Raw genomic sequence first — 17,885 nt, 5'->3', positions numbered from 1 at the left:
ACTAGCTTTTTGAATTGTACCAATTTTCTAATGCGGTTCGGTGAACATCTAACCAACTTATATGATGATGTCGGGCTAATTTAGCACAGTCTTCATATTCGGGTTGAACGTTTGTGACTGTTTTTCCCGAATAGGCAACTTTGACAGAAACCGAACCGTAAGGCGTGTCTACAATTTGCATTTCTCGTTGTAAAATACGCCGTTGTTGTTGACTCGAACGAATGCCCAATGTTGTGGTATTTTTAAATAAGATATCCTCACAAACCGTCTGTTTTTCGGGATGACAAATCACCGTTAATAACACTCCCAAGCGAGATTTTTTCATGGTTAGGGGTTGGGTAAATACATCCAACGCCCCGACTGAAAATAATTCTTCTAAAGTAAAGGCGATCGCTTGGGGACTGAGATCGTCTATTTGAGTTTCTAAAACCGAAATGGTTTCAACAGTAGAAGGTTCTGGGGTAGAATGTTTAGAAGTGGAAGAAACGTGATGAGAAATATTTGTTTGTGAAGTTTCTCCGATCCAAAGTCGTAAAATATTAGGTAAGGGTAAATCTCGCGAACCCGCACCCAAACCGATTTTTTGAATAGACATCGCCGGCGGTTGTCCGAAGTTTTGAGCGAGAGTGACGGCGATCGCGGCGCCGGTTGGTGTAACTAATTCTTTTTCAATATTATTGCTGTAAACTGGAACTTGACGACTTTCTAACAACTTTAAAACCGCAGGTGCGGGAACGGGAAGCTGGCCATGAGCCGCCCGAATGAAACCCCCACCCGTCGGTAAAGCCGAACAATAAAATTGTTCAATTTCTAACCAGTCCAAACCTAAACAAGTCCCAACAATGTCAACAATGGCATCTGTAGCCCCGACTTCGTGAAAATGAACTTTTTGAGGTGAAATGCCGTGAACCGCTCCTTCAGCTTCAGCGAGTAGGCGGAAAATCGCTAAACTCCAGGCTTCTGCTTGTTTAGGCAGTTGAGCCGATAAAATCAGATTTTCGATGTCGGGTAGATGGCGAACAACGCTAGAATGATCCCCGTGATGGTGGTGATGAGTGTGACCTGTGGGAGAATGGGTCGGATCGACGTGAACTTTGGTGGCGAACTGACCATTGCGGTGTGTGGGTTCGGCCCACAGGCGATATTCGGAGGAAAGTCCCAAACGTTCGAGGTTGTCGCTGATGTACTCTAGGGGTACTCCCGCATGAACTAAGGCGCCAAGGCACATATCGCCTGCGATACCTGTGGGACATTGAAAATAGGCGATTTTGGTCATGGTTTGGTGTCGGTAATTGGTGGTAAAGGGAGAATTAACTTTCTCACTTTAATCTAAAATTAAAATGCTTAAATTTAAACCATTATTTTAATCAGATTCAAAACGATGGCAACTTATTACGAAGTTCATCCCCAAAACCCTCAAGAACGGACGATCGCTAAAGTAATTACCGATCTTCGCGATGGAGCGGTGATGCTTTATCCGACAGATACGGTTTATGCGATCGGCTGCGATCTCAATGTGAAGTCGGCGGTTGAACGGGTGCGACAAATTAAGCAACTTTCTAATGATAAACCGTTGACGTTCTTGTGTTCGTCGTTATCGAATATTTCTGATTATGCGATGGTCAGCGATCCGGCTTATCGAATTATTAAACGGTTAATTCCGGGTAGTTATACGTTTTTACTTCCGGCGACGAAGTTGGTACCGCGTCTGGTGATGTCTCCCAAGCGAAAAACAACCGGAATTCGAGTTCCAGATAATAATTTTTGTTTGGCTTTAATTGAAAAGTTGGGAAATCCAATTATTTCGACTTCGGCTCACATTACAAATGAAGAAGAAGGACAGGCTCCGGTAGCGCTTCCCATTGATGGAAATGTCGGAAAAGCGGAGTTGTTTGATAGTTTAGAAAAGTTGGTTGATATTATTGTTGATGATAGTTCCGATCCGGGTTATCAAGTTTCGACGATTTTGGATCTGAGCGGGGATGAACCGATTTTAGTCCGCGAGGGGAAAGGATGGGAAGCCGCAGCCAATTGGGTGGGGTAAAAGAGATTATTTTATCCGGAAAGAAAACTTAGACTTTTTGGAGAAGTTTGGTAATGAATGTTTACATCGAGTCAAGATTTGAGTCAAAATATGAACTTTTAAAAAATAATATTTTTGTATTTTAAATAGATTAATTAGGATATGATCATTAAAGTAGTATCCTGTTAAAAATTGACTCGATATTTTTTCGGCATTGGTTGCAACTCAAAATATGACTCAAGATCGGTTATTAACGGGTATTCCCGGGTTAGATGAAATTCTTTATGGGGGGTTGATTCCCGAACGGGCTTATTTAGTCAGAGGGGGGCCAGGATGTGGGAAAACAACGATTGGATTGCACTTTTTACAAGCCGGAGTTTTAGCCGACCAGACCAGCTTATTTATTACCTTAGGAGAATCAGAAACTCAGTTAAGGCGAATCGCTTCAGTATTGAGTTTTGATCCAAATCCAATTCATTTTTTAGATTTGAGTCCCAGTTCTGATTTTTTTACTCAAGTTCAAAGTTATGATATTTTCTCACCGGCGGACGTTGAACGCGATCCCCTCACTCAAAAAATTATTGAACAGATCGAAACCCTAAAACCTCAGCGGGTTTTTATTGATTCGATGACTCAATTTCGCTATCTGGCTAACGATGCGTTTATATTTAGAAAACAAATTAGCGCGTTTTTAAGGTTTTTAAAAGAACATAAAATTACGGTATTGTTCACCACAGAAAGCAGTTCAGAAGCCCCCGACGAAGATCTACAATTTATCAGTGATGGCATCATTAACTTGGAGTTTTATCCTCACGGACGCAGCTTAAGTATTTCTAAGTTTCGCAGTTCAAACTTTCGTTCGGGATATCATTCAATGCGGCTTACAGATGAGGGAATGCTCGTCTTTCCGCGATTGCTTCCCGATGAATTTCAACAAAAGTTTTCGAGCGAAACGATTTCCTCTGGAATTCCCGATTTAGATGAGCTTTTAGAAGGAGGTTTAGAACGCAGTACCATTACTATTATTAGCGGTCCTTCTGGAGTCGGAAAAACCACTTTGGGAATGCAGTTTATGAAAGAAGCTGCGGGTCGAGGTGAGCGCTCGGTGGTGTGTACTTTTGAGGAAGCACCCGACACCCTCATTCGTCGTTGCGAGTCGGTAAATATTCCCGTCAAAGCCATGATCGATCGGGGAACTTTAAGTATTCTTTCGATCGAACCGCTTTTATATACGCCGGATGAGTTTGCAAATACTGTCCGAGAAGAAGTTGAGAAACAGTCCGCTCAAATTGTTATGATTGATAGTATGGCGGGTTATCGGCTTTCTTTTCAGCAAGAAAACTTAACCCACCACCTTCATAGTTTGTGTCGGTATCTCAAAAATATGGGTGTTGCAACATTATTGATTAATGAAATGGAATGGATAACAGGGGATTTTCGGGTGACAGAGTTGGGGATTTCCTATTTGGCTGATAATATTATTTTCATGCGGTATCTGGAAATTCGGGGTGAACTTCGCAAAGCTATTGGTGTTCTCAAAAAGCGACTCAGTGACTTTGAAAAAACATTGCGAGAAATTTCAATTACTCGTTATGGGATTAAAGTGGGCGAACCCTTAACAAATCTCCGAGGAATTTTAAGCGGAAAACCCGAGTTTCTTCGGCTGGATGAGATTGACAAGTTGAAGTAAAAATCGGTGCTTTTAAAATGGGTTTCAGTGACGATAAGCTCTCATTTTCCCATTTATATCGCTTTCTATTAATTTTCCTGCCGCTAACTGAATAAGTTTGCAGCATTATCGGTAAACTCTTGATGAACTCTATTTTACTATTAATCGCCCACAAGGAAAATTGTCATCTTTTAGTAGAAATACTCAAAACTAAATACGAGATTATTCTTGGAGAAGATGAGAAAATCTTAGAGCAAGCGTTTGATTTATGTTTGCTCGATGGAGTGATGCTCAAACAATATTACGAATCAATTCAAACCCAACGAAAAACTTGTGAGCCGATTTTTTTACCCTTTTTATTAATCACACCTCGACAACAGGCCAAAAACTTAACTCCTCAAGTTTGGCAAAGTGTAGATGAAGTCATTTTTAGTCCCCTAGAAAAGCCCGAACTTTTTTTAAGAATAGAAGCATTAATGCGAGTGCGACGAATGTCTCTCCAACTCAAAGCAGAAATTCATCAGGAGCATTTATTACAAGAAGAACTTAAAGTTAAAAATCAAATTTTATTCGGCCTAGCCACTTTAGATGGTTTAACTCAAATTCCTAACCGTCGCAGTTTTGATGAGACCTTAAATCAAGAATGGCTGAGATTATGTCGGGAAAAAAAATCTTTATTTTTAATTTTATGTGACGTTGATTATTTTAAAAAATATAATGATACATTCGGACATATAGCCGGAGATGAATGTTTAAAAAAAGTTGCTCAAACCCTAGATGAAGTGATTCGACGTCCGGCGGATTTAGTTGCTCGTTATGGGGGAGAAGAATTTGCGATTATTTTACCAAATACTTCTAGTGAAGGGGCGATTCATGTCGCCCAACGAATTCAAGAGGCGGTAGAAGCGTTAGCCATTCCTCACAGCGCTTCTCTCGTCAGTTCCTATGTTACCCTCAGTATGGGAATTGCGGGGGGAATTCCCCATTGCGATCTCTCTCCCGTCTGTCTAATTGAAATTGCAGATCAAGCCCTCTATCAAGCTAAAATAGAAGGGCGAAATCGATTTTTTCTCAAACCTTTAAAGTGCAATCAGGGTTAAATAGCCAAAATTCACAAAAAGGTTCACAAAATCAGCGTTTTGTCTGCTATGGTTACAAAGGTAACACCTTTTAATTTGCGATATGCTTAGAGCAGGAATTGTTGGACTTCCGAATGTTGGTAAATCAACCCTATTTAATGCTGTTGTGGCGAATGCTAAAGCCACAGCCGCGAACTTTCCCTTTTGTACAATTGAACCGAATGTTGGTGTTGTCGCCGTACCCGATGAACGCTTACAGGTGTTAGGCAAGATTTCTAATTCTGAACAAATAGTTCCAACACGAATTGAATTTGTTGATATTGCAGGATTAGTTAAAGGAGCGAGTCAGGGCGAAGGATTGGGAAATCAATTTTTGGCGAATATTCGTCAAGTTGATGCGATTATTCATGTGGTTCGTTGCTTTGAAAATGATGATATTATTCACGTCTCGGGTTCGGTCGATCCGGTGCGGGATATTGAGGTGATTAATCTGGAATTAGGACTCGCAGATTTAGCACAAATTGAACGCAGAATCGAACGAGTTCGCAAGCAAGCCCGGACAAGCAAAGACGCGCAGTTAGAATTGGGGGCATTAGAGAAGTTAACCGCAGTATTAAACGAAGGAAAATCAGCCAGACAAGCCGATTTAAACGAGGAAGAAAAAGAAGCGGTTAAGGTCTTAGAATTGTTAACCCAAAAGCCGATTATTTACGCTACAAATGTTTCGGAAGAAGACCTAGCAACGGGTAATGATTGGGTCGAACAAGTGCGAGGAATTGCCGCTCAAGAAAATGCTCAAGTTGTCGTAGTTTCCGCTCAAGTTGAATCCGAATTGATTGAATTACCCCCGGAAGAACAAGCGGATTTTCTAGAGTCTTTGGGCGTAAAAGAAGGCGGTTTAAAATCTTTAATTAAAGCTACTTATCAACTCTTGGGTTTGCGAACATTCCTGACTACAGGGCCAAAAGAAACTCGCGCTTGGACTATTCAGGCGGGAATGTTAGCCCCCCAAGCCGCAGGGGTGATTCATACCGATTTTGAACGGGGTTTTATTCGCGCCGAAACCGTTGCGTATGAAGATTTAGTCAGTACGGGTTCGATGACTGCGGCGAAAGAAAAAGGGTTGGTGCGTTCAGAAGGTAAAGATTATACTGTACAAGAAGGGGATGTGATGCTGTTCCGGTTTAATGTTTAGGGTGTGATCCAAAAAAAATATCACTGAGGAGGTCAACTCAGATGGAAAATATCATGGATGATCCCGTTGTTTTGCTCATTGCTTGGATTGTTAACGCGATTAGTTTGTTTGTGATTGCTCAACTTCGCCCGATTACTGGAGTCGAAATAGATAGCTTTCAAAAGGCTTTATGGTCGGCTGCAATTTTCGGGGTTTTAAATGTTTTGGTTCGACCTTTTTTGATCAGGTTGGCTGTACCTCTAGACGCCATTTTCTCCACCTTTATTATTGGGGTTCTTCTGAATATGGCAATTTTTGGGTTGGCGGCTTGGTTGGTTTCAGGATTTCGTTTACAGTGGGGAGTCTTGAGCGCTTTAATCGGTTCAATCGCATTGGGGGTTATTAACTCGGTCATTTATCAAATCATTGGAGTTCAGTAACAAAATTTTGATTTTGAAGTTGTGGAGACACCGACTTGTTTTGACTGTTATCAAGGTCGGTGTTTTTAATGAAAATTAAATTAAATTAAATCAAAAATATGTCCGATAAACCAAGCATACAAGACAAAAAATAACCATCCTTCCCATTTAGTGACTTTCTTATCTTGAGTGACAAAAAAGAATAATAACGTTGATGCGAGTAACATCGGTAAACCATCTTCAATAATGCTATCGGGAACAATTAAATTCTCAAATAATCCGGGAACTCCCATCACAATTAATGAGTTGAAAATATTAGAACCCAAGACATTTCCAATCGCAACTTCCGCATCTCCCCGACGAGAAGCAGAAAAAGTAACCGCAAGTTCCGGTAAAGACGTTCCCAGTGCAACCGCACTTATCCCAATTAATTCTTTGCCAATTCCTAAAATATCTGCTATTTTGATAATAGATTCAATTGTAAAGTTTGCCCCCAAAAACATACAAGCCGTACAGATTAATAAAACAGTAATTTGTTTTAACAAGTAGCTAGAACGAGATCTGGCTTCACCGGGCGTTTCCGGCGCTTCAACTTGTCCGCAACGGATGGTATAAGCCAAATGAACCACATATCCTAAAATACAAAGAATCGCTTCTCCAAAGGAAAAATCACCGTCTGACAGGGTAAAATAAAGGAGAAACGCTGAACCCACAAACAACGGTAAATCGACATCAAGTAAGTTGTAAGATATTTTCAGGGGACTACTCAACAGCGTGGCGACACCAATAATTAAGAATATATTGGCGACATTTGAACCGATAACGTTACTCGCAACAATTTCAGTCGCATCTTGATAAACCGCAAAAATTGAGGAGACTAATTCAGGAAGTGAAGTTCCAATGGCTACAATCGTTACACCCACAATAAACGGACTAAATCCCAAACAAACTCCAATTTTTCCCGCAGTCTCCGTAAAAATATCTGAAAATTTAATTAAGACTGTTAAACTAACTGCAAAAACAAGAAGCCAAATCCACAACTCAAGCATTTTTTAAATGACTCCACAAAAATAAAAATTGACAACAGGAACAGAATCGATGAAAATCGCGATCGCACTCACCGATTTCAGCACTATTTTTTAGGTTAACTCATTGTTTCACCCAGATTGAATAATATTACAATTTTTTACTAAATTACTTTTATGCTTTGGGAATAGTGCCTAAATTTACTGTTTTTTTAGAAAATTCTTCAGGAAAAATATTATTTTACTATCTTTTGGAAGATTTCAAATCTAAGGTTTTGTTGTATAGATTTGAATAATTTTTAAATAGAATCAAAATCAATTAATTTCTGTAGGGGCGGGTTCCACCCAAAAATACAGATTCTCAGCAAAAATCTAGCTAAACCCGCCCACCCCCAAAACAATATTTAAAAACCTATCTGTAGGGGCGGGTTCCACCCAAAAATACAGATTCTCAGCAAAAATCTAGCTAAACCCGCCCACCCCCACAATACCATTAAAAAAACCGGGGCGGGTTTAATAATATTATTTGTTACCGACATCAATTAACGCGGAACCCGCCCTTACATCGTGATAATTTTCTTGATCATTTTTTTCTATGCTTTCGCTGTTTTTATGATACTTTAAGCTGTTTTGCTTGATTTTTAATTCCGATATTTGTTTTTCAAAGGTGATTAGGTGATTCTGAAAATTATCAACATGAATCGTTTCCTTATCGAGAGTAAATTTAATTTCGTCTGCTTGTTCTTGATATTGTTTGTAACGCTGTAATGCTTCTTTAGCCAGGTTTTCTTCTCCTTTATGTAGTGCGAGTTGAACGCGAGAAAACCACTTATCCGCTTGAGATTTATATTGATTGTATTGTTGCTGTTTCTTTTTTTGAGAAGCCGTTGCTTGATCTACTACTTGACGAAATTCGATGAGATCTTCTTGCATATTAAGAATCATCAAATCTAAAAGCTTATCAGGATTTTCAGCAACTTTCGCTATATCCTGTAAATTCCATCTCAAGACTCTTTCAAAGAGAATAAAGTTGTACACCATCAGACAAACCTCGAAGGTTGATAAATTTGTGATTGTTAATCTTGATTTCCTAAGAATGCGCCAAACCGTTTAGTTAATTATCGAATCAATAAATGTAGAAGTTTGACGCATCCTAAAGACTTGATTCAGCTATTTTTTTGTTTTTTAAAATTAGGAGAATTCAGCAATCTCAAAACTTCGTTCAGTTTTGCTTCTAACAAAGTATTTTGTTGTTCTAACTTGTTAATTTGCTGTTGTTGTAAACTCACAGTCTGTTTTAACGTTTCGACTTCCTGTTCAAGAGTAATACTTTCCCGTTTTCCACCCGTATTAAAAGCTTCTAGAACTTTATCCCAACTGGGTTGAAACTTGAAATTATAAGTCTCTTGTAAATATCGATAAGCTTTATTACAAGTTCCAAAACGATCTTTTAAAGCGTCTTTTGTCCAAGAATCTGCATTTTTGAGATATTCTTGTTCGAGAACTTCAGAGGTATTGGGTAATAAAGATTCAACCTCAACATCGATATATTGATCAGAATTAGAGGATTGTTTTCCTTCAGCTTCAACCTGTGCATAAGCATATCCCAACCGCATTCCAGACTCAACCGCATCGAGGGTTTGATCGGCTAAATTTTCAGCAATATCGCTCAGATTTTCTACGCCTTGATTAACGTTGTTAATACTTTTCTTAATTTTGTCAAAGCGGCTTTCATCTTGCAGGGTTTCTAAAATATTCGGCATTTTTTTGACTCCTATTTCTTATCTAATAAATTTTTCCCGTTGGTTCGATAATTTTCTTGGTTATCAGGATTAGAATTAATCTCCGATTTTTGCTGTTTAATCAGTTCGCCAATATCTGTAGTAAAGAAAATCTTAACGGCTCGCATGATGTTTTGTAGACGTTCAAATGTACCCATTATACCATTTGTTCCTTGAACTTCATCATAACTATTTTTCAAGTTGTGAATCATTTTTGTGATGGCTTGTCTTTCTTCTTTCAAGTCGGTAATTTCTGCGGTTATTGTATTGAGTTCTTGTTGGAGTTCTTGCTTTTGGATATCTTTTTGTTGAAGTTCAAAGTTGCGTCTTTCAAGTATTCTCTCAATTTCTTGTTTTTCGCGATCTAAAGTTTCTAACTGCTGTATTTTTTCCTGAATCTCTTGATTAAGGATAACAATTTTTTCTTTTGCTTCTCTCTGACGACGAACAAGCTGTCCCCGACTACCCGTTAAACTTCTGTAAGTATTCCGCAAATCATAATAGTTTGCTATTAATTCTTCGTAAGTTAAGTTCTCAACTTTTGCCGGAAATTCAGTTACACTTCTATACTCTTTAAAATCAGACACACGCTTTCTCCCGATGCAATCAATTATTTTTTCAGCACTCTAGTTTGAGAGCCTCAATTTATATCTTATAGAATTGGTGTCGCAATTGATCGGCTTACTATCCACTTCTGATTTTGTCACATCATTAGGGCAGGTTGAGTAATTTTATTTTGTATAACCTACCCTAATATTAATGGCTGTAGGCTTCAATTATGCCGCAGCAGGAAGATAACGTTTCTGAACATCTGTCAGCGATTTTTGATTGAATTGATCGTAGTTGACTTGGTATACTGGACGTGCCGCACTCAACTCAACAACTCGACGTATTTCTTCAAGGTCTCTTTGTGAAAATCCAAGCACATCAGCCATATGGTTATGTAATTCTATTTCTTCTGGAAGAATTATGTCATCAGCAATTGCAATTCGCCAAGCTGTACAGAGTAAAAGACGATGTTTGAGTTGTTCTGCCTCACTTTGTTTGCAATTTTTTTGACGATATTCTTCATCAAAAAGTGCATTAGTTTTAAAGATTTCGTCAAAGCTCACTTCTTTTTCAAGGGCTTCTAAAACTCGTTGTCTATCTTTTTCTTGTATTCCTTGGCTAACGAGAAGATGTTGAATAACTTTTTTTTCTTCAAGATGAAGATATCCATCACTCCACGCCATTGGTATGCTGCAAAGTATAATATCTGCCAAAAAAACACTAAATTTTTCACTTTCTTGTTGCCTTTTCAGTCGGGATACACCATCCCAAATCCCCATTGTTACGATAGCACCTACCCCAACAGGAGCAGCAAGTGTTAAAAGTCCATAAGTTGATGCACTAACAACAATTCCACCTGTTGACAATCCGAACAAACTATGAATACTCGTCCACATACTCGCTTGAACAAAAACCGATGATGCTGCTGTAGCTGTTCCCAAACCAGCCGCACCACCCGCAAGTAATCCTACACTCACATTACCAAGGTCTTGTAACCAAGAATCAAGACTATTTGTTGCAACTTGTCTCAGCTGATTAGAATCAATTTCTTTATGAATAGATTTTTGGTTAACAAAAACGAGCAATCCATCAATCTGATGTCCGACTTGAGCTTCAAAATCATCAAATAAATATTGATTTTGACTCGCTTCTTTATCAATCTTCTGAGAAAGGTCACGAATTGCTTTTTCAACTTTCTTCCAAGACCCCCCTAAAGCTTTACGCAAGCCTTCAATATCATCAAAAAGATCTTCAACACCTCTATAGTTTTCTTGGGATTGAAGCTGTTTTCGATAATACCCTTCGTTTAGATTAAAGACAAGATCTAAGGATACCAATGCAACTATAATTGACAACACAGATGCGATGGGTACTGTTGCTGTACTAATTATAGGTATTGCAGTAAAGGGAATTAGAGAATAAGACATGAAAGATAAAATTCCGCCCAAAATTAATAAAGCGGTATTCAGATAGCGACGCGCTTGTGAATCAGGGTTAGTATCTTTCCAGAGGATTCTGATCAGGGTGATATAACTCGGGATTTTAGGAATCCTTGTGACTGCAAAACCTAAAACATGACCCATTACTGGAACAATTGTAGCAAATATTATACCCAGTCCAGGTACTATGTATTGTGTTAAAAAACCTAAAAATACAGGCATAGTTATTCCTCTAATTTCAAAAAAAAGTTATGATTTCTGCAAGTTAACCTCTTGTAAGATTCACTCAGCCTTAATCAGATTAATTGACTAAGACTAAAAGTGTTTACTCATACAAGAGGTTTCTGTGTGTAAATACTATTTACGTTGACTGAATTTATCCAATAAATTACCATTATGCTTGGGTGGATTCGCTGCTATTTTTTGACTATCACAATCAGGAGAAAAAGCTTCCCAAACTGCATAGGTTGCTAATGCGGCTCCTCCTGCTACCACTACAGGCGCAGCTAATACAGCAGCCGTCCCACCTGTTAATACGGTTGCACTCGCAGACCACCAGGTAGCATGAGCAGAAATTATCGCAATTGTTTTAGCAGCGGCTATAGTTGCTATTCCTACAGTTGCTAATACTTCTGTGCTTTGCTGATTTTTGCAACTATTATTGGCAGCAAAAGCAGGACTTGCTACACCAAACAAGAACTGGCTAAATACAATTAAAATAGCCATAAAGGTAATCATTACAGACTTAACAAATTTTGACTTTGCAATCATGTTCATGAGATTTTGAATGTTAAACTGACAATAAAAATTTTTAGAGTTTAGAAATCTCTATTAATAGACTATCTGAAAATTTAATTTTATGCTATTCGAGGTTTTACGGAACTTTATCGTTTATTTTTTACCTCTGTTGTCCGTGAATTTACTTAGACCAACATTCCGATTTAATTTGATGCGTTTATAGACTTATTTTCTAATACAAACTCAATCCCGTTGATGTCCAACCTTAAAAAATATGACAAATAGCAAACTGGGTGACAAAATGTGATAAATCTATAAACTGGTATAATAAACAAAGTTTCAATGACCGCAATACAGGAAACACCCAAACATCGGAAAGCCAAAGCATTGAAACCGGGGAGTCGCCGTCCCGCTAAAGAACTGTGTAGCGAGTGCGGACTGTGTGACACCTATTACGTGCATTACGTTAAAGAAGCCTGCGCTTTCATCAACCAACAAATTCCCCAACTCGAAACCCAAACACACGGGAGAAGTCGTAATTTAGAAAACGATGATGATCTCTATTTTGGGGTTCATCAAACGATGATAGCGGCGCGAAAAAAACAGCCCATCGAAGGCGCCCAATGGACGGGAATTGTTAGCAGTATCGCCTGTGAAATGTTGACTCGGGGAATTGTAGAAGGCGTTGTTTGCGTTCAAAATACCAAAGAAGATCGCTTTCAACCCATGCCTGTAATTGCGAGAACTCCCGAAGATATTTTAGCAGCAAGAGTCAACAAACCCACACTTTCGCCGAATCTTTCGGTTCTCGAAGAAATCGAAAAATCGGGAATGAAGCGATTATTAGTGATCGGTGTGGGCTGTCAAATTCAAGCGCTGCGGGCGGTTGAGAAAGAATTAGGATTAGAAAAACTTTACGTGTTGGGAACGCCCTGCGTTGATAACGTAACTCGCGCCGGTTTGCAAAAGTTTCTAGAAACTACCAGTAAATCTCCCGAAACTGTCGTACATTATGAATTTATGCAAGACTTTCGGGTTCACTTCAAACACGAAGATGGTTCTATCGAAAAAGTTCCCTTTTTTGGGTTAAATACCAAAGAACTAAAAGATATTTTCGCCCCCTCTTGTTTGAGTTGTTTTGATTATGTCAACTCTTTAGCCGATCTCGTGGTAGGATATATGGGTGCGCCCTTTGGTTGGCAGTGGATTGTCGTTCGCAACGAAACGGGCAAAGAAATGTTAGACTTGGTATCAGGTCAGCTAGACACTCAACCCGTTCATTCTGAAGGCAAGCGTCAACAAGCAGTCCAACAAAGTATTCCCGCTTACGACAAAGGCGTAACGCTACCGATGTGGGCGGCGAAACTGATGGGGGTGGTGATTGAAAAAATCGGCCCGAAAGGGTTAGAATATGCTCGGTTTTCCATTGATTCTCACTTCACCCGCAATTATTTGTATGTGAAGCGCAACCATCCTGAGAAACTAAAAGCCCACGTTCCCGAGTTTGCCAAGCGTATCGTTGGACAGTATGAACTTCCGGAATAATATTATACCGGAATCATTTTATAAAGCCCTAGTCTGAAATCTGGGTTGAACTTGAGGCGGGGGAGGGAACGAAAGCAGTTTGCTAGGCTGTTGAGATTATACATCCTTCCCCGTCACAAGAATCAACTTTTTTCCCGGTTAGTATTCAACGTTACCACTGAAAACGCTCTGTTAGCTTATAACTAAGCACAGGAACGAGTATGATGAGTAAAACTAACCAGGGCGCCGACGCAATGCTGAGGAACAAAAATACCAAAGCAATTCCTCTGGCCATAATTTTGGCAATCTCATCAGGGATAATCACACTAACGAGAACTGCCAAAATAGAAATTGACAGATAAATTAAATCAGGTATTAGCATTTAAGGCTGCCCCCTCTCAAAGGTTTAAAATCAAGCGCGTTCCTAGCTTGTGGATTAACGCAGACGGGATAAATCCCGATTGCAATCTTCCTCGATCGCTGTAGTTCTACGTTGAAGTTCAGCGGTTGGGGGAGGTGAATTGGATCATCCTATTCATCAGATCATAGCATCTCCAAACAAAAAGTATATACTCCTATTGCTAAATTGTTTGTCAAGAAAAGCTAACTCGACCATTAGAAAACCCAATGCGATCGCTGCTTTTCACGCCGTTTAAATTTGAGAGTTTATCATTTATCGACGATCCCGTTTAAGTTTTTCTCTAAAACCGACAGGATTTTCAAAACCTTCTCAAATTCAAAGGAAATTATACCCCGTTCTCTATCCTAAAAATCTTAATCTTTTAGGAAAAAACAGCAAGGCACGACCTTCACCCCTTGAGTAAAAATGCCGTGCCTTTTGAGAAAAGTCTAACGTCTGACTAACTTTTTACTGACTTTCCGCAGACGAATCGACTCCGGTGTAACTTCGACCAATTCATCCGGGCCAATATATTCTAACGCCCGTTCCAGACTCATATCAACCGGGGCTTGCAATTGAACCAATTCATCCCCAGTCGCCGATCGGTGGTTGGTCAACTGTTTCGCCTTGCAGACATTCAAATCCAAATCCTGAGGGCGGTTGTGTTCCCCAACAATCATCCCCTTATACACCTTCGTTCCCGGCGTAATAAAGAACGATCCGCGATCTTCGGCGTTTTTCATGGCGTAGAAGGTACTCACCCCTTCCTCAAACGCAATCAACACCCCATTGCGACGGGTCTCAATTTCGCCACACAGGGGACGATATTCAAGGAAACTGTGGTTCATAATCCCTTCTCCGCGAGTGATCCGCATAAAATCACCCCGGAAACCAATCAACCCTCGGGCCGGTACCACAAACTCTAACTGGGCGCGACCATTACCGCCAACCCGCATATCCTGCATTTCCGCCCGTCGTTGGCCCAAACGTTCCATACAGCTTCCCACCGCATCTTCGGGAACATCCAACACCAGATATTCAAACGGTTCGTAGGGTTGACCGGTCATTTCCCGGTAAATCACCTGAGGCTGAGACACTTGGAACTCATAGCCTTCGCGCCGCATATTTTCGATCAAAATCCCCAAGTGAAGTTCGCCCCGTCCCGACACCATAAACTGATCGGGGGAGTCGGTTTCTTCAACTCGCAGGGCGACGTTCGTTTCCAACTCCCGCATCAAGCGATCCCGCAACTGGCGAGAAGTGACGTAAGATCCTTCTTGACCGGCAAAAGGAGAGTCATTCACCGAGAACATCATCTGTAACGTCGGTTCGTCCACCTTAATCAAAGGCAGGGCTTGGGGTTCGTTGGGACAGGTGATGGTTTCGCCGATATTCGCATCCGCAAACCCCGCAACCGCGACCAGATTTCCGGCGCTGGCTTCTTCGAGGTCTACCCGGCTTAAGCCTTCAAAACCCATTAATTTGCTGACTTTGCTCTTGACAATATCACCATTTTCTGTTACTAAAGCGGCTTGTTGTCCGGCTTTGATGGTGCCGTTGTGAATTTTACCAATAACAATTCGACCCACATACTCAGAATAGTCGAGGGTTGTCACTTGTAATTGTAGGGGTTTGCTGGCATCGCCGACCGGGGGCGGAACGTGTTCGATAATGTCTTCAAACAAAGGCTGCATATCAACGCCTTCTTCCTCTAAGTCCCGTTTGGCGTAGCCTTCTAAACCCGATGCAAATAAATAGGGAAATTCACATTGATCGTCATCGGCGCCGAGTTCGAGAAATAAGTCTAACACTTTATCAATGGCGCCGTAGGGTTCAGCCCGGGGACGGTCAATTTTGTTGATGACCACAATGGGACGCAGGCCTTTTTCTAGCGCTTTTTTCAACACAAAGCGGGTTTGAGGCATCGGGCCTTCGTTGGCATCTACAATCAGAATACACCCGTCTACCATGCCCAAAACTCGTTCAACTTCGCCCCCAAAGTCCGCGTGACCGGGAGTATCAACAATATTAATTAGGGTGTCTTTGTATCGAACTGCTGTGTTTTTCGATAAAATGGTGATTCCGCGTTCTCGTTCAATGTCGTTAGAGTCCATGATGCAGTCCGGTACATCTTCCCCTTCGCGGAAAATACCGGACTGTTTTAACAAAGCATCAACTAGGGTTGTTTTGCCGTGATCGACGTGGGCGATAATAGCAACGTTGCGAATGGGGAGAGACATAGATTAGTGCCTAGTAGCAGAATTTATTAAGATTATTGGCATTTATTGACGTATCTTAATAATTGTAACGCATCGGCGATCGCGAAAAAGGTTATAGATGACAAATTAACCGTTTTTCCATCGCCCCAAGGGGCCGGTTCAAGCCGTCATCTAGGGGCGGGTTCCCCAATGGGCTTCAATTTTCACTCTAAATGTTGCTAAACCCGCCCCTTTTCAGTCACCAGTCACCAGTCACCAGTCTTTTCAGTCACCAGTCACCAGTCTTTTCAGTCACCAGTCACCAGTCACCAGTCACCAGTCTTTTCAGTCACCAGTCTTTTCAGTCACCAGTCACCAGTCACCAGTCACCAGTCTTTTCAGTCACCAGTCTTTTCAGTCACCAGTCACCAGTCACCAGTCACCAGTCACCAGTCACCAGTCTTTTCAGTCACCAGTCTTTTCAGTCACCAGTCACCAGTCTTTACAGTCACCAGTCACCAGTCTTTACAGTCACCAGTCACCAGTCACCAGTCACCAGTCACCAGTCACCAGTCTTTTCAGTCACCAGTCTTTTCAGTCACCAGTCACCAGTCTTTACAGTCACCAGTCACCAGTCTTTACAGTCACCAGTCTATGAGGTACATCCCAAAAACCCTAGAATTCTAATTTGATTCGGAACCCTCCCTACAATTTTATCGCTTGATTAAACAGTTAAAACTACCGATTCCGGCCATTCTCGATACCAAGATTTTGAACCCGATGAAATGGGAAATTGAATTCGATTCCAACTAAATAAACCCGCGTTTTTTTCCTGATAAAATCCATCTTTAAAAGGAACATCTTGCCGATCAAAGCCACCGTCAATAAATTGAAAGGAATGTTGAGAAATGTCGGGATTGATTTTCAGTTTATTTCTCAGCCAGTTTCGATGAATTATTCCCGTGTAAGTGCTGCGAAGTGTTCCGGCGAATTGATCGGCTTTTGGCATCACCAAGTTACAAATGAGTCCTAAAGTTTGTTCGTCGGTAAAAGGTAAGTCTTTAAAATCATAGAGAAATTCATTGATAATAAATTCATCGATAAATAAATGATTTTTGTAGAACTTAGTGATTTCAGTAAAAAAGTCTTTATTATCCGATTCATCCGTACAAATTACTAAGAGTTCGTTTTGGCTAAAATTCCCTTGAATATTTTTGATAATTTTGTAAGAATAATACTGATCGAGACTGGGAATCTGTTTGCGATAATCCGTCAGTCTAACGTGAATTCCGTTAAACTTTCCCAGAGTTTTACTCACTTTATCCGCCAAACTCCGATAAATAGCCCGAGGACGAACGGATTCCATTAAAGCATAAAGAGAAGGGTTAGGTAAATAAAAAAAGCGAGAATAGAATCCAAAATTACATTCAGTTAAATGCAAAATATCTTGGTCAACATCTTTAATAATTAATCGATTTTCTGCAAATTGTTCCAAAACATCAGGAATAACCACCGCATTGTTAGGAACAAAAACAGAGTCAATTAACCGCACATCCGAGTCATACCAACTTAAAGTTTTTGAGCGCTTTTCTTTGAGAAACTCTGAATAACTAATACAGTCAATCGGCAGCGGGTCTAACAAATCGAGAATTGTGGGAATTTTATGGTTGTTAACAATCCCTCGGCGATGTTCGGGAACCCGATGAAAACAGCCTCCAGAAACCGACTTTAACTGTTTATCTTCTCCCGCAGAACCGTAATAAACGAGCCGTCGTTGGGTAAGATAAGCCAATCCGACGGCCAACTCCAAAGACATTAAATCATTATTCAATCCCGACTCATAATTTTTGTATAAAAGATATCGCAT

16 protein-coding genes are annotated in these 17,885 nt (G+C 40.4%); 6 read left to right on the top strand and 10 right to left on the bottom strand.

Going from position 1 to position 17,885, the window contains the following annotated elements:
- Window position 1: 1 nt before the first annotated feature.
- Entirely contained in the window at window positions 2–1,276 is a 1,275-nt protein-coding gene (larC, locus tag ACL6C3_RS06680) for a nickel pincer cofactor biosynthesis protein LarC (RefSeq protein WP_413166384.1), read from the bottom strand.
- A gap of 105 nt (window positions 1,277–1,381) precedes the next feature.
- Between larC and ACL6C3_RS06675 the strand changes: the two genes are divergently transcribed.
- From ACL6C3_RS06675 to ACL6C3_RS06655, 5 genes are all read left to right on the top strand, one after another.
- The gene (locus tag ACL6C3_RS06675) at window positions 1,382–2,044 is read left to right on the top strand and encodes an L-threonylcarbamoyladenylate synthase (protein ID WP_413166383.1); all 663 of its coding nucleotides are present in this window, start codon (window positions 1,382–1,384) and stop codon (window positions 2,042–2,044) included.
- A 211-nt stretch (window positions 2,045–2,255) separates the two neighbouring features.
- A complete protein-coding gene (locus ACL6C3_RS06670; RefSeq protein ID WP_413166382.1) occupies window positions 2,256–3,713 on the top strand; it encodes an ATPase domain-containing protein in 1,458 nt (485 codons plus the stop codon).
- Between the two features lie 122 nt (window positions 3,714–3,835).
- The gene (locus ACL6C3_RS06665; protein WP_413166381.1) at window positions 3,836–4,792 is read left to right on the top strand and encodes a diguanylate cyclase domain-containing protein; all 957 of its coding nucleotides are present in this window, start codon (window positions 3,836–3,838) and stop codon (window positions 4,790–4,792) included.
- A gap of 82 nt (window positions 4,793–4,874) precedes the next feature.
- Entirely contained in the window at window positions 4,875–5,966 is a 1,092-nt protein-coding gene (gene ychF / locus ACL6C3_RS06660; RefSeq protein WP_413166380.1) for a redox-regulated ATPase YchF, read from the top strand.
- 41 nt (window positions 5,967–6,007) lie between these two features.
- Window positions 6,008–6,385, top strand: a complete 378-nt coding sequence (locus ACL6C3_RS06655) for a phage holin family protein (RefSeq protein WP_413166379.1) — start codon at window positions 6,008–6,010, stop codon at window positions 6,383–6,385.
- An 80-nt stretch (window positions 6,386–6,465) separates the two neighbouring features.
- Here ACL6C3_RS06655 and ACL6C3_RS06650 read toward each other — a convergent pair whose 3' ends face one another.
- The 6 genes from ACL6C3_RS06650 to ACL6C3_RS06625 all read right to left on the bottom strand — a co-directional run bounded on the left by ACL6C3_RS06650 (window position 6,466) and on the right by ACL6C3_RS06625 (window position 11,935).
- Entirely contained in the window at window positions 6,466–7,413 is a 948-nt protein-coding gene (locus ACL6C3_RS06650; protein ID WP_413166378.1) for a calcium/sodium antiporter, read from the bottom strand.
- A 498-nt stretch (window positions 7,414–7,911) separates the two neighbouring features.
- A complete protein-coding gene (locus ACL6C3_RS06645; protein WP_413166377.1) occupies window positions 7,912–8,430 on the bottom strand; it encodes a PspA/IM30 family protein in 519 nt (172 codons plus the stop codon).
- Between the two features lie 125 nt (window positions 8,431–8,555).
- Window positions 8,556–9,152, bottom strand: a complete 597-nt coding sequence (locus ACL6C3_RS06640) for a hypothetical protein (protein ID WP_413166376.1) — start codon at window positions 9,150–9,152, stop codon at window positions 8,556–8,558.
- An 11-nt stretch (window positions 9,153–9,163) separates the two neighbouring features.
- Window positions 9,164–9,757, bottom strand: a complete 594-nt coding sequence (locus ACL6C3_RS06635; RefSeq protein WP_413166375.1) for a hypothetical protein — start codon at window positions 9,755–9,757, stop codon at window positions 9,164–9,166.
- A 189-nt stretch (window positions 9,758–9,946) separates the two neighbouring features.
- A complete protein-coding gene (locus ACL6C3_RS06630; protein ID WP_413166374.1) occupies window positions 9,947–11,380 on the bottom strand; it encodes a TerB family tellurite resistance protein in 1,434 nt (477 codons plus the stop codon).
- Between the two features lie 135 nt (window positions 11,381–11,515).
- Window positions 11,516–11,935 carry a hypothetical protein gene (locus ACL6C3_RS06625; RefSeq protein ID WP_413166373.1) on the bottom strand — a complete coding sequence of 140 codons (420 nt, stop codon included), beginning with the start codon at window positions 11,933–11,935 and terminating at the stop codon, window positions 11,516–11,518.
- 303 nt (window positions 11,936–12,238) lie between these two features.
- Between ACL6C3_RS06625 and ACL6C3_RS06620 the strand changes: the two genes are divergently transcribed.
- The gene (locus ACL6C3_RS06620; RefSeq protein ID WP_413166372.1) at window positions 12,239–13,441 is read left to right on the top strand and encodes a Coenzyme F420 hydrogenase/dehydrogenase, beta subunit C-terminal domain; all 1,203 of its coding nucleotides are present in this window, start codon (window positions 12,239–12,241) and stop codon (window positions 13,439–13,441) included.
- Window positions 13,442–13,592: 151 nt separating this feature from the next.
- On the opposite strand, the gene ACL6C3_RS06615 is transcribed toward ACL6C3_RS06620, so the two are convergent.
- The 3 genes from ACL6C3_RS06615 to ACL6C3_RS06605 form a co-directional block, all read right to left on the bottom strand.
- Window positions 13,593–13,802 carry a hypothetical protein gene (locus tag ACL6C3_RS06615; RefSeq protein ID WP_413166371.1) on the bottom strand — a complete coding sequence of 70 codons (210 nt, stop codon included), beginning with the start codon at window positions 13,800–13,802 and terminating at the stop codon, window positions 13,593–13,595.
- 467 nt (window positions 13,803–14,269) lie between these two features.
- Window positions 14,270–16,060, bottom strand: coding sequence for a translational GTPase TypA (gene typA, locus ACL6C3_RS06610; protein ID WP_413166370.1), 1,791 nt, complete (start codon window positions 16,058–16,060; stop codon window positions 14,270–14,272).
- Window positions 16,061–16,742: 682 nt separating this feature from the next.
- Window positions 16,743–17,885 (bottom strand): hypothetical protein, encoded by a 1,143-nt coding sequence (locus tag ACL6C3_RS06605; RefSeq protein ID WP_413166369.1) that lies wholly within the window; start codon window positions 17,883–17,885, stop codon window positions 16,743–16,745.

The organism is Capilliphycus salinus ALCB114379 (assembly GCF_047276495.1).
Taxonomy (GTDB): domain Bacteria; phylum Cyanobacteriota; class Cyanobacteriia; order Cyanobacteriales; family Microcoleaceae; genus Capilliphycus; species Capilliphycus salinus.
This window is presented reverse-complemented; position numbering and strand designations above follow the sequence as displayed.

Bases quoted from the DNA above. Each gene is read 5' to 3' on its own strand.
- larC (WP_413166384.1), bottom strand. From the start codon at position 1,276: ATGACCAAAATCGCCTATTTTCAATGTCCCACAGGTATCGCAGGCGAT.
- ACL6C3_RS06675 (WP_413166383.1), top strand. From the start codon at position 1,382: ATGGCAACTTATTACGAAGTTCATCCCCAAAACCCTCAAGAACGGACG.
- ACL6C3_RS06670 (WP_413166382.1), top strand. From the start codon at position 2,256: ATGACTCAAGATCGGTTATTAACGGGTATTCCCGGGTTAGATGAAATT.
- ACL6C3_RS06665 (WP_413166381.1), top strand. From the start codon at position 3,836: ATGAACTCTATTTTACTATTAATCGCCCACAAGGAAAATTGTCATCTT.
- ychF (WP_413166380.1), top strand. From the start codon at position 4,875: ATGCTTAGAGCAGGAATTGTTGGACTTCCGAATGTTGGTAAATCAACC.
- ACL6C3_RS06655 (WP_413166379.1), top strand. From the start codon at position 6,008: ATGGAAAATATCATGGATGATCCCGTTGTTTTGCTCATTGCTTGGATT.
- ACL6C3_RS06650 (WP_413166378.1), bottom strand. From the start codon at position 7,413: ATGCTTGAGTTGTGGATTTGGCTTCTTGTTTTTGCAGTTAGTTTAACA.
- ACL6C3_RS06645 (WP_413166377.1), bottom strand. From the start codon at position 8,430: ATGGTGTACAACTTTATTCTCTTTGAAAGAGTCTTGAGATGGAATTTA.
- ACL6C3_RS06640 (WP_413166376.1), bottom strand. From the start codon at position 9,152: ATGCCGAATATTTTAGAAACCCTGCAAGATGAAAGCCGCTTTGACAAA.
- ACL6C3_RS06630 (WP_413166374.1), bottom strand. From the start codon at position 11,380: ATGCCTGTATTTTTAGGTTTTTTAACACAATACATAGTACCTGGACTG.
- ACL6C3_RS06625 (WP_413166373.1), bottom strand. From the start codon at position 11,935: ATGAACATGATTGCAAAGTCAAAATTTGTTAAGTCTGTAATGATTACC.
- ACL6C3_RS06620 (WP_413166372.1), top strand. From the start codon at position 12,239: ATGACCGCAATACAGGAAACACCCAAACATCGGAAAGCCAAAGCATTG.
- ACL6C3_RS06615 (WP_413166371.1), bottom strand. From the start codon at position 13,802: ATGCTAATACCTGATTTAATTTATCTGTCAATTTCTATTTTGGCAGTT.
- typA (WP_413166370.1), bottom strand. From the start codon at position 16,060: ATGTCTCTCCCCATTCGCAACGTTGCTATTATCGCCCACGTCGATCAC.
- ACL6C3_RS06605 (WP_413166369.1), bottom strand. From the start codon at position 17,885: ATGCGATATCTTTTATACAAAAATTATGAGTCGGGATTGAATAATGAT.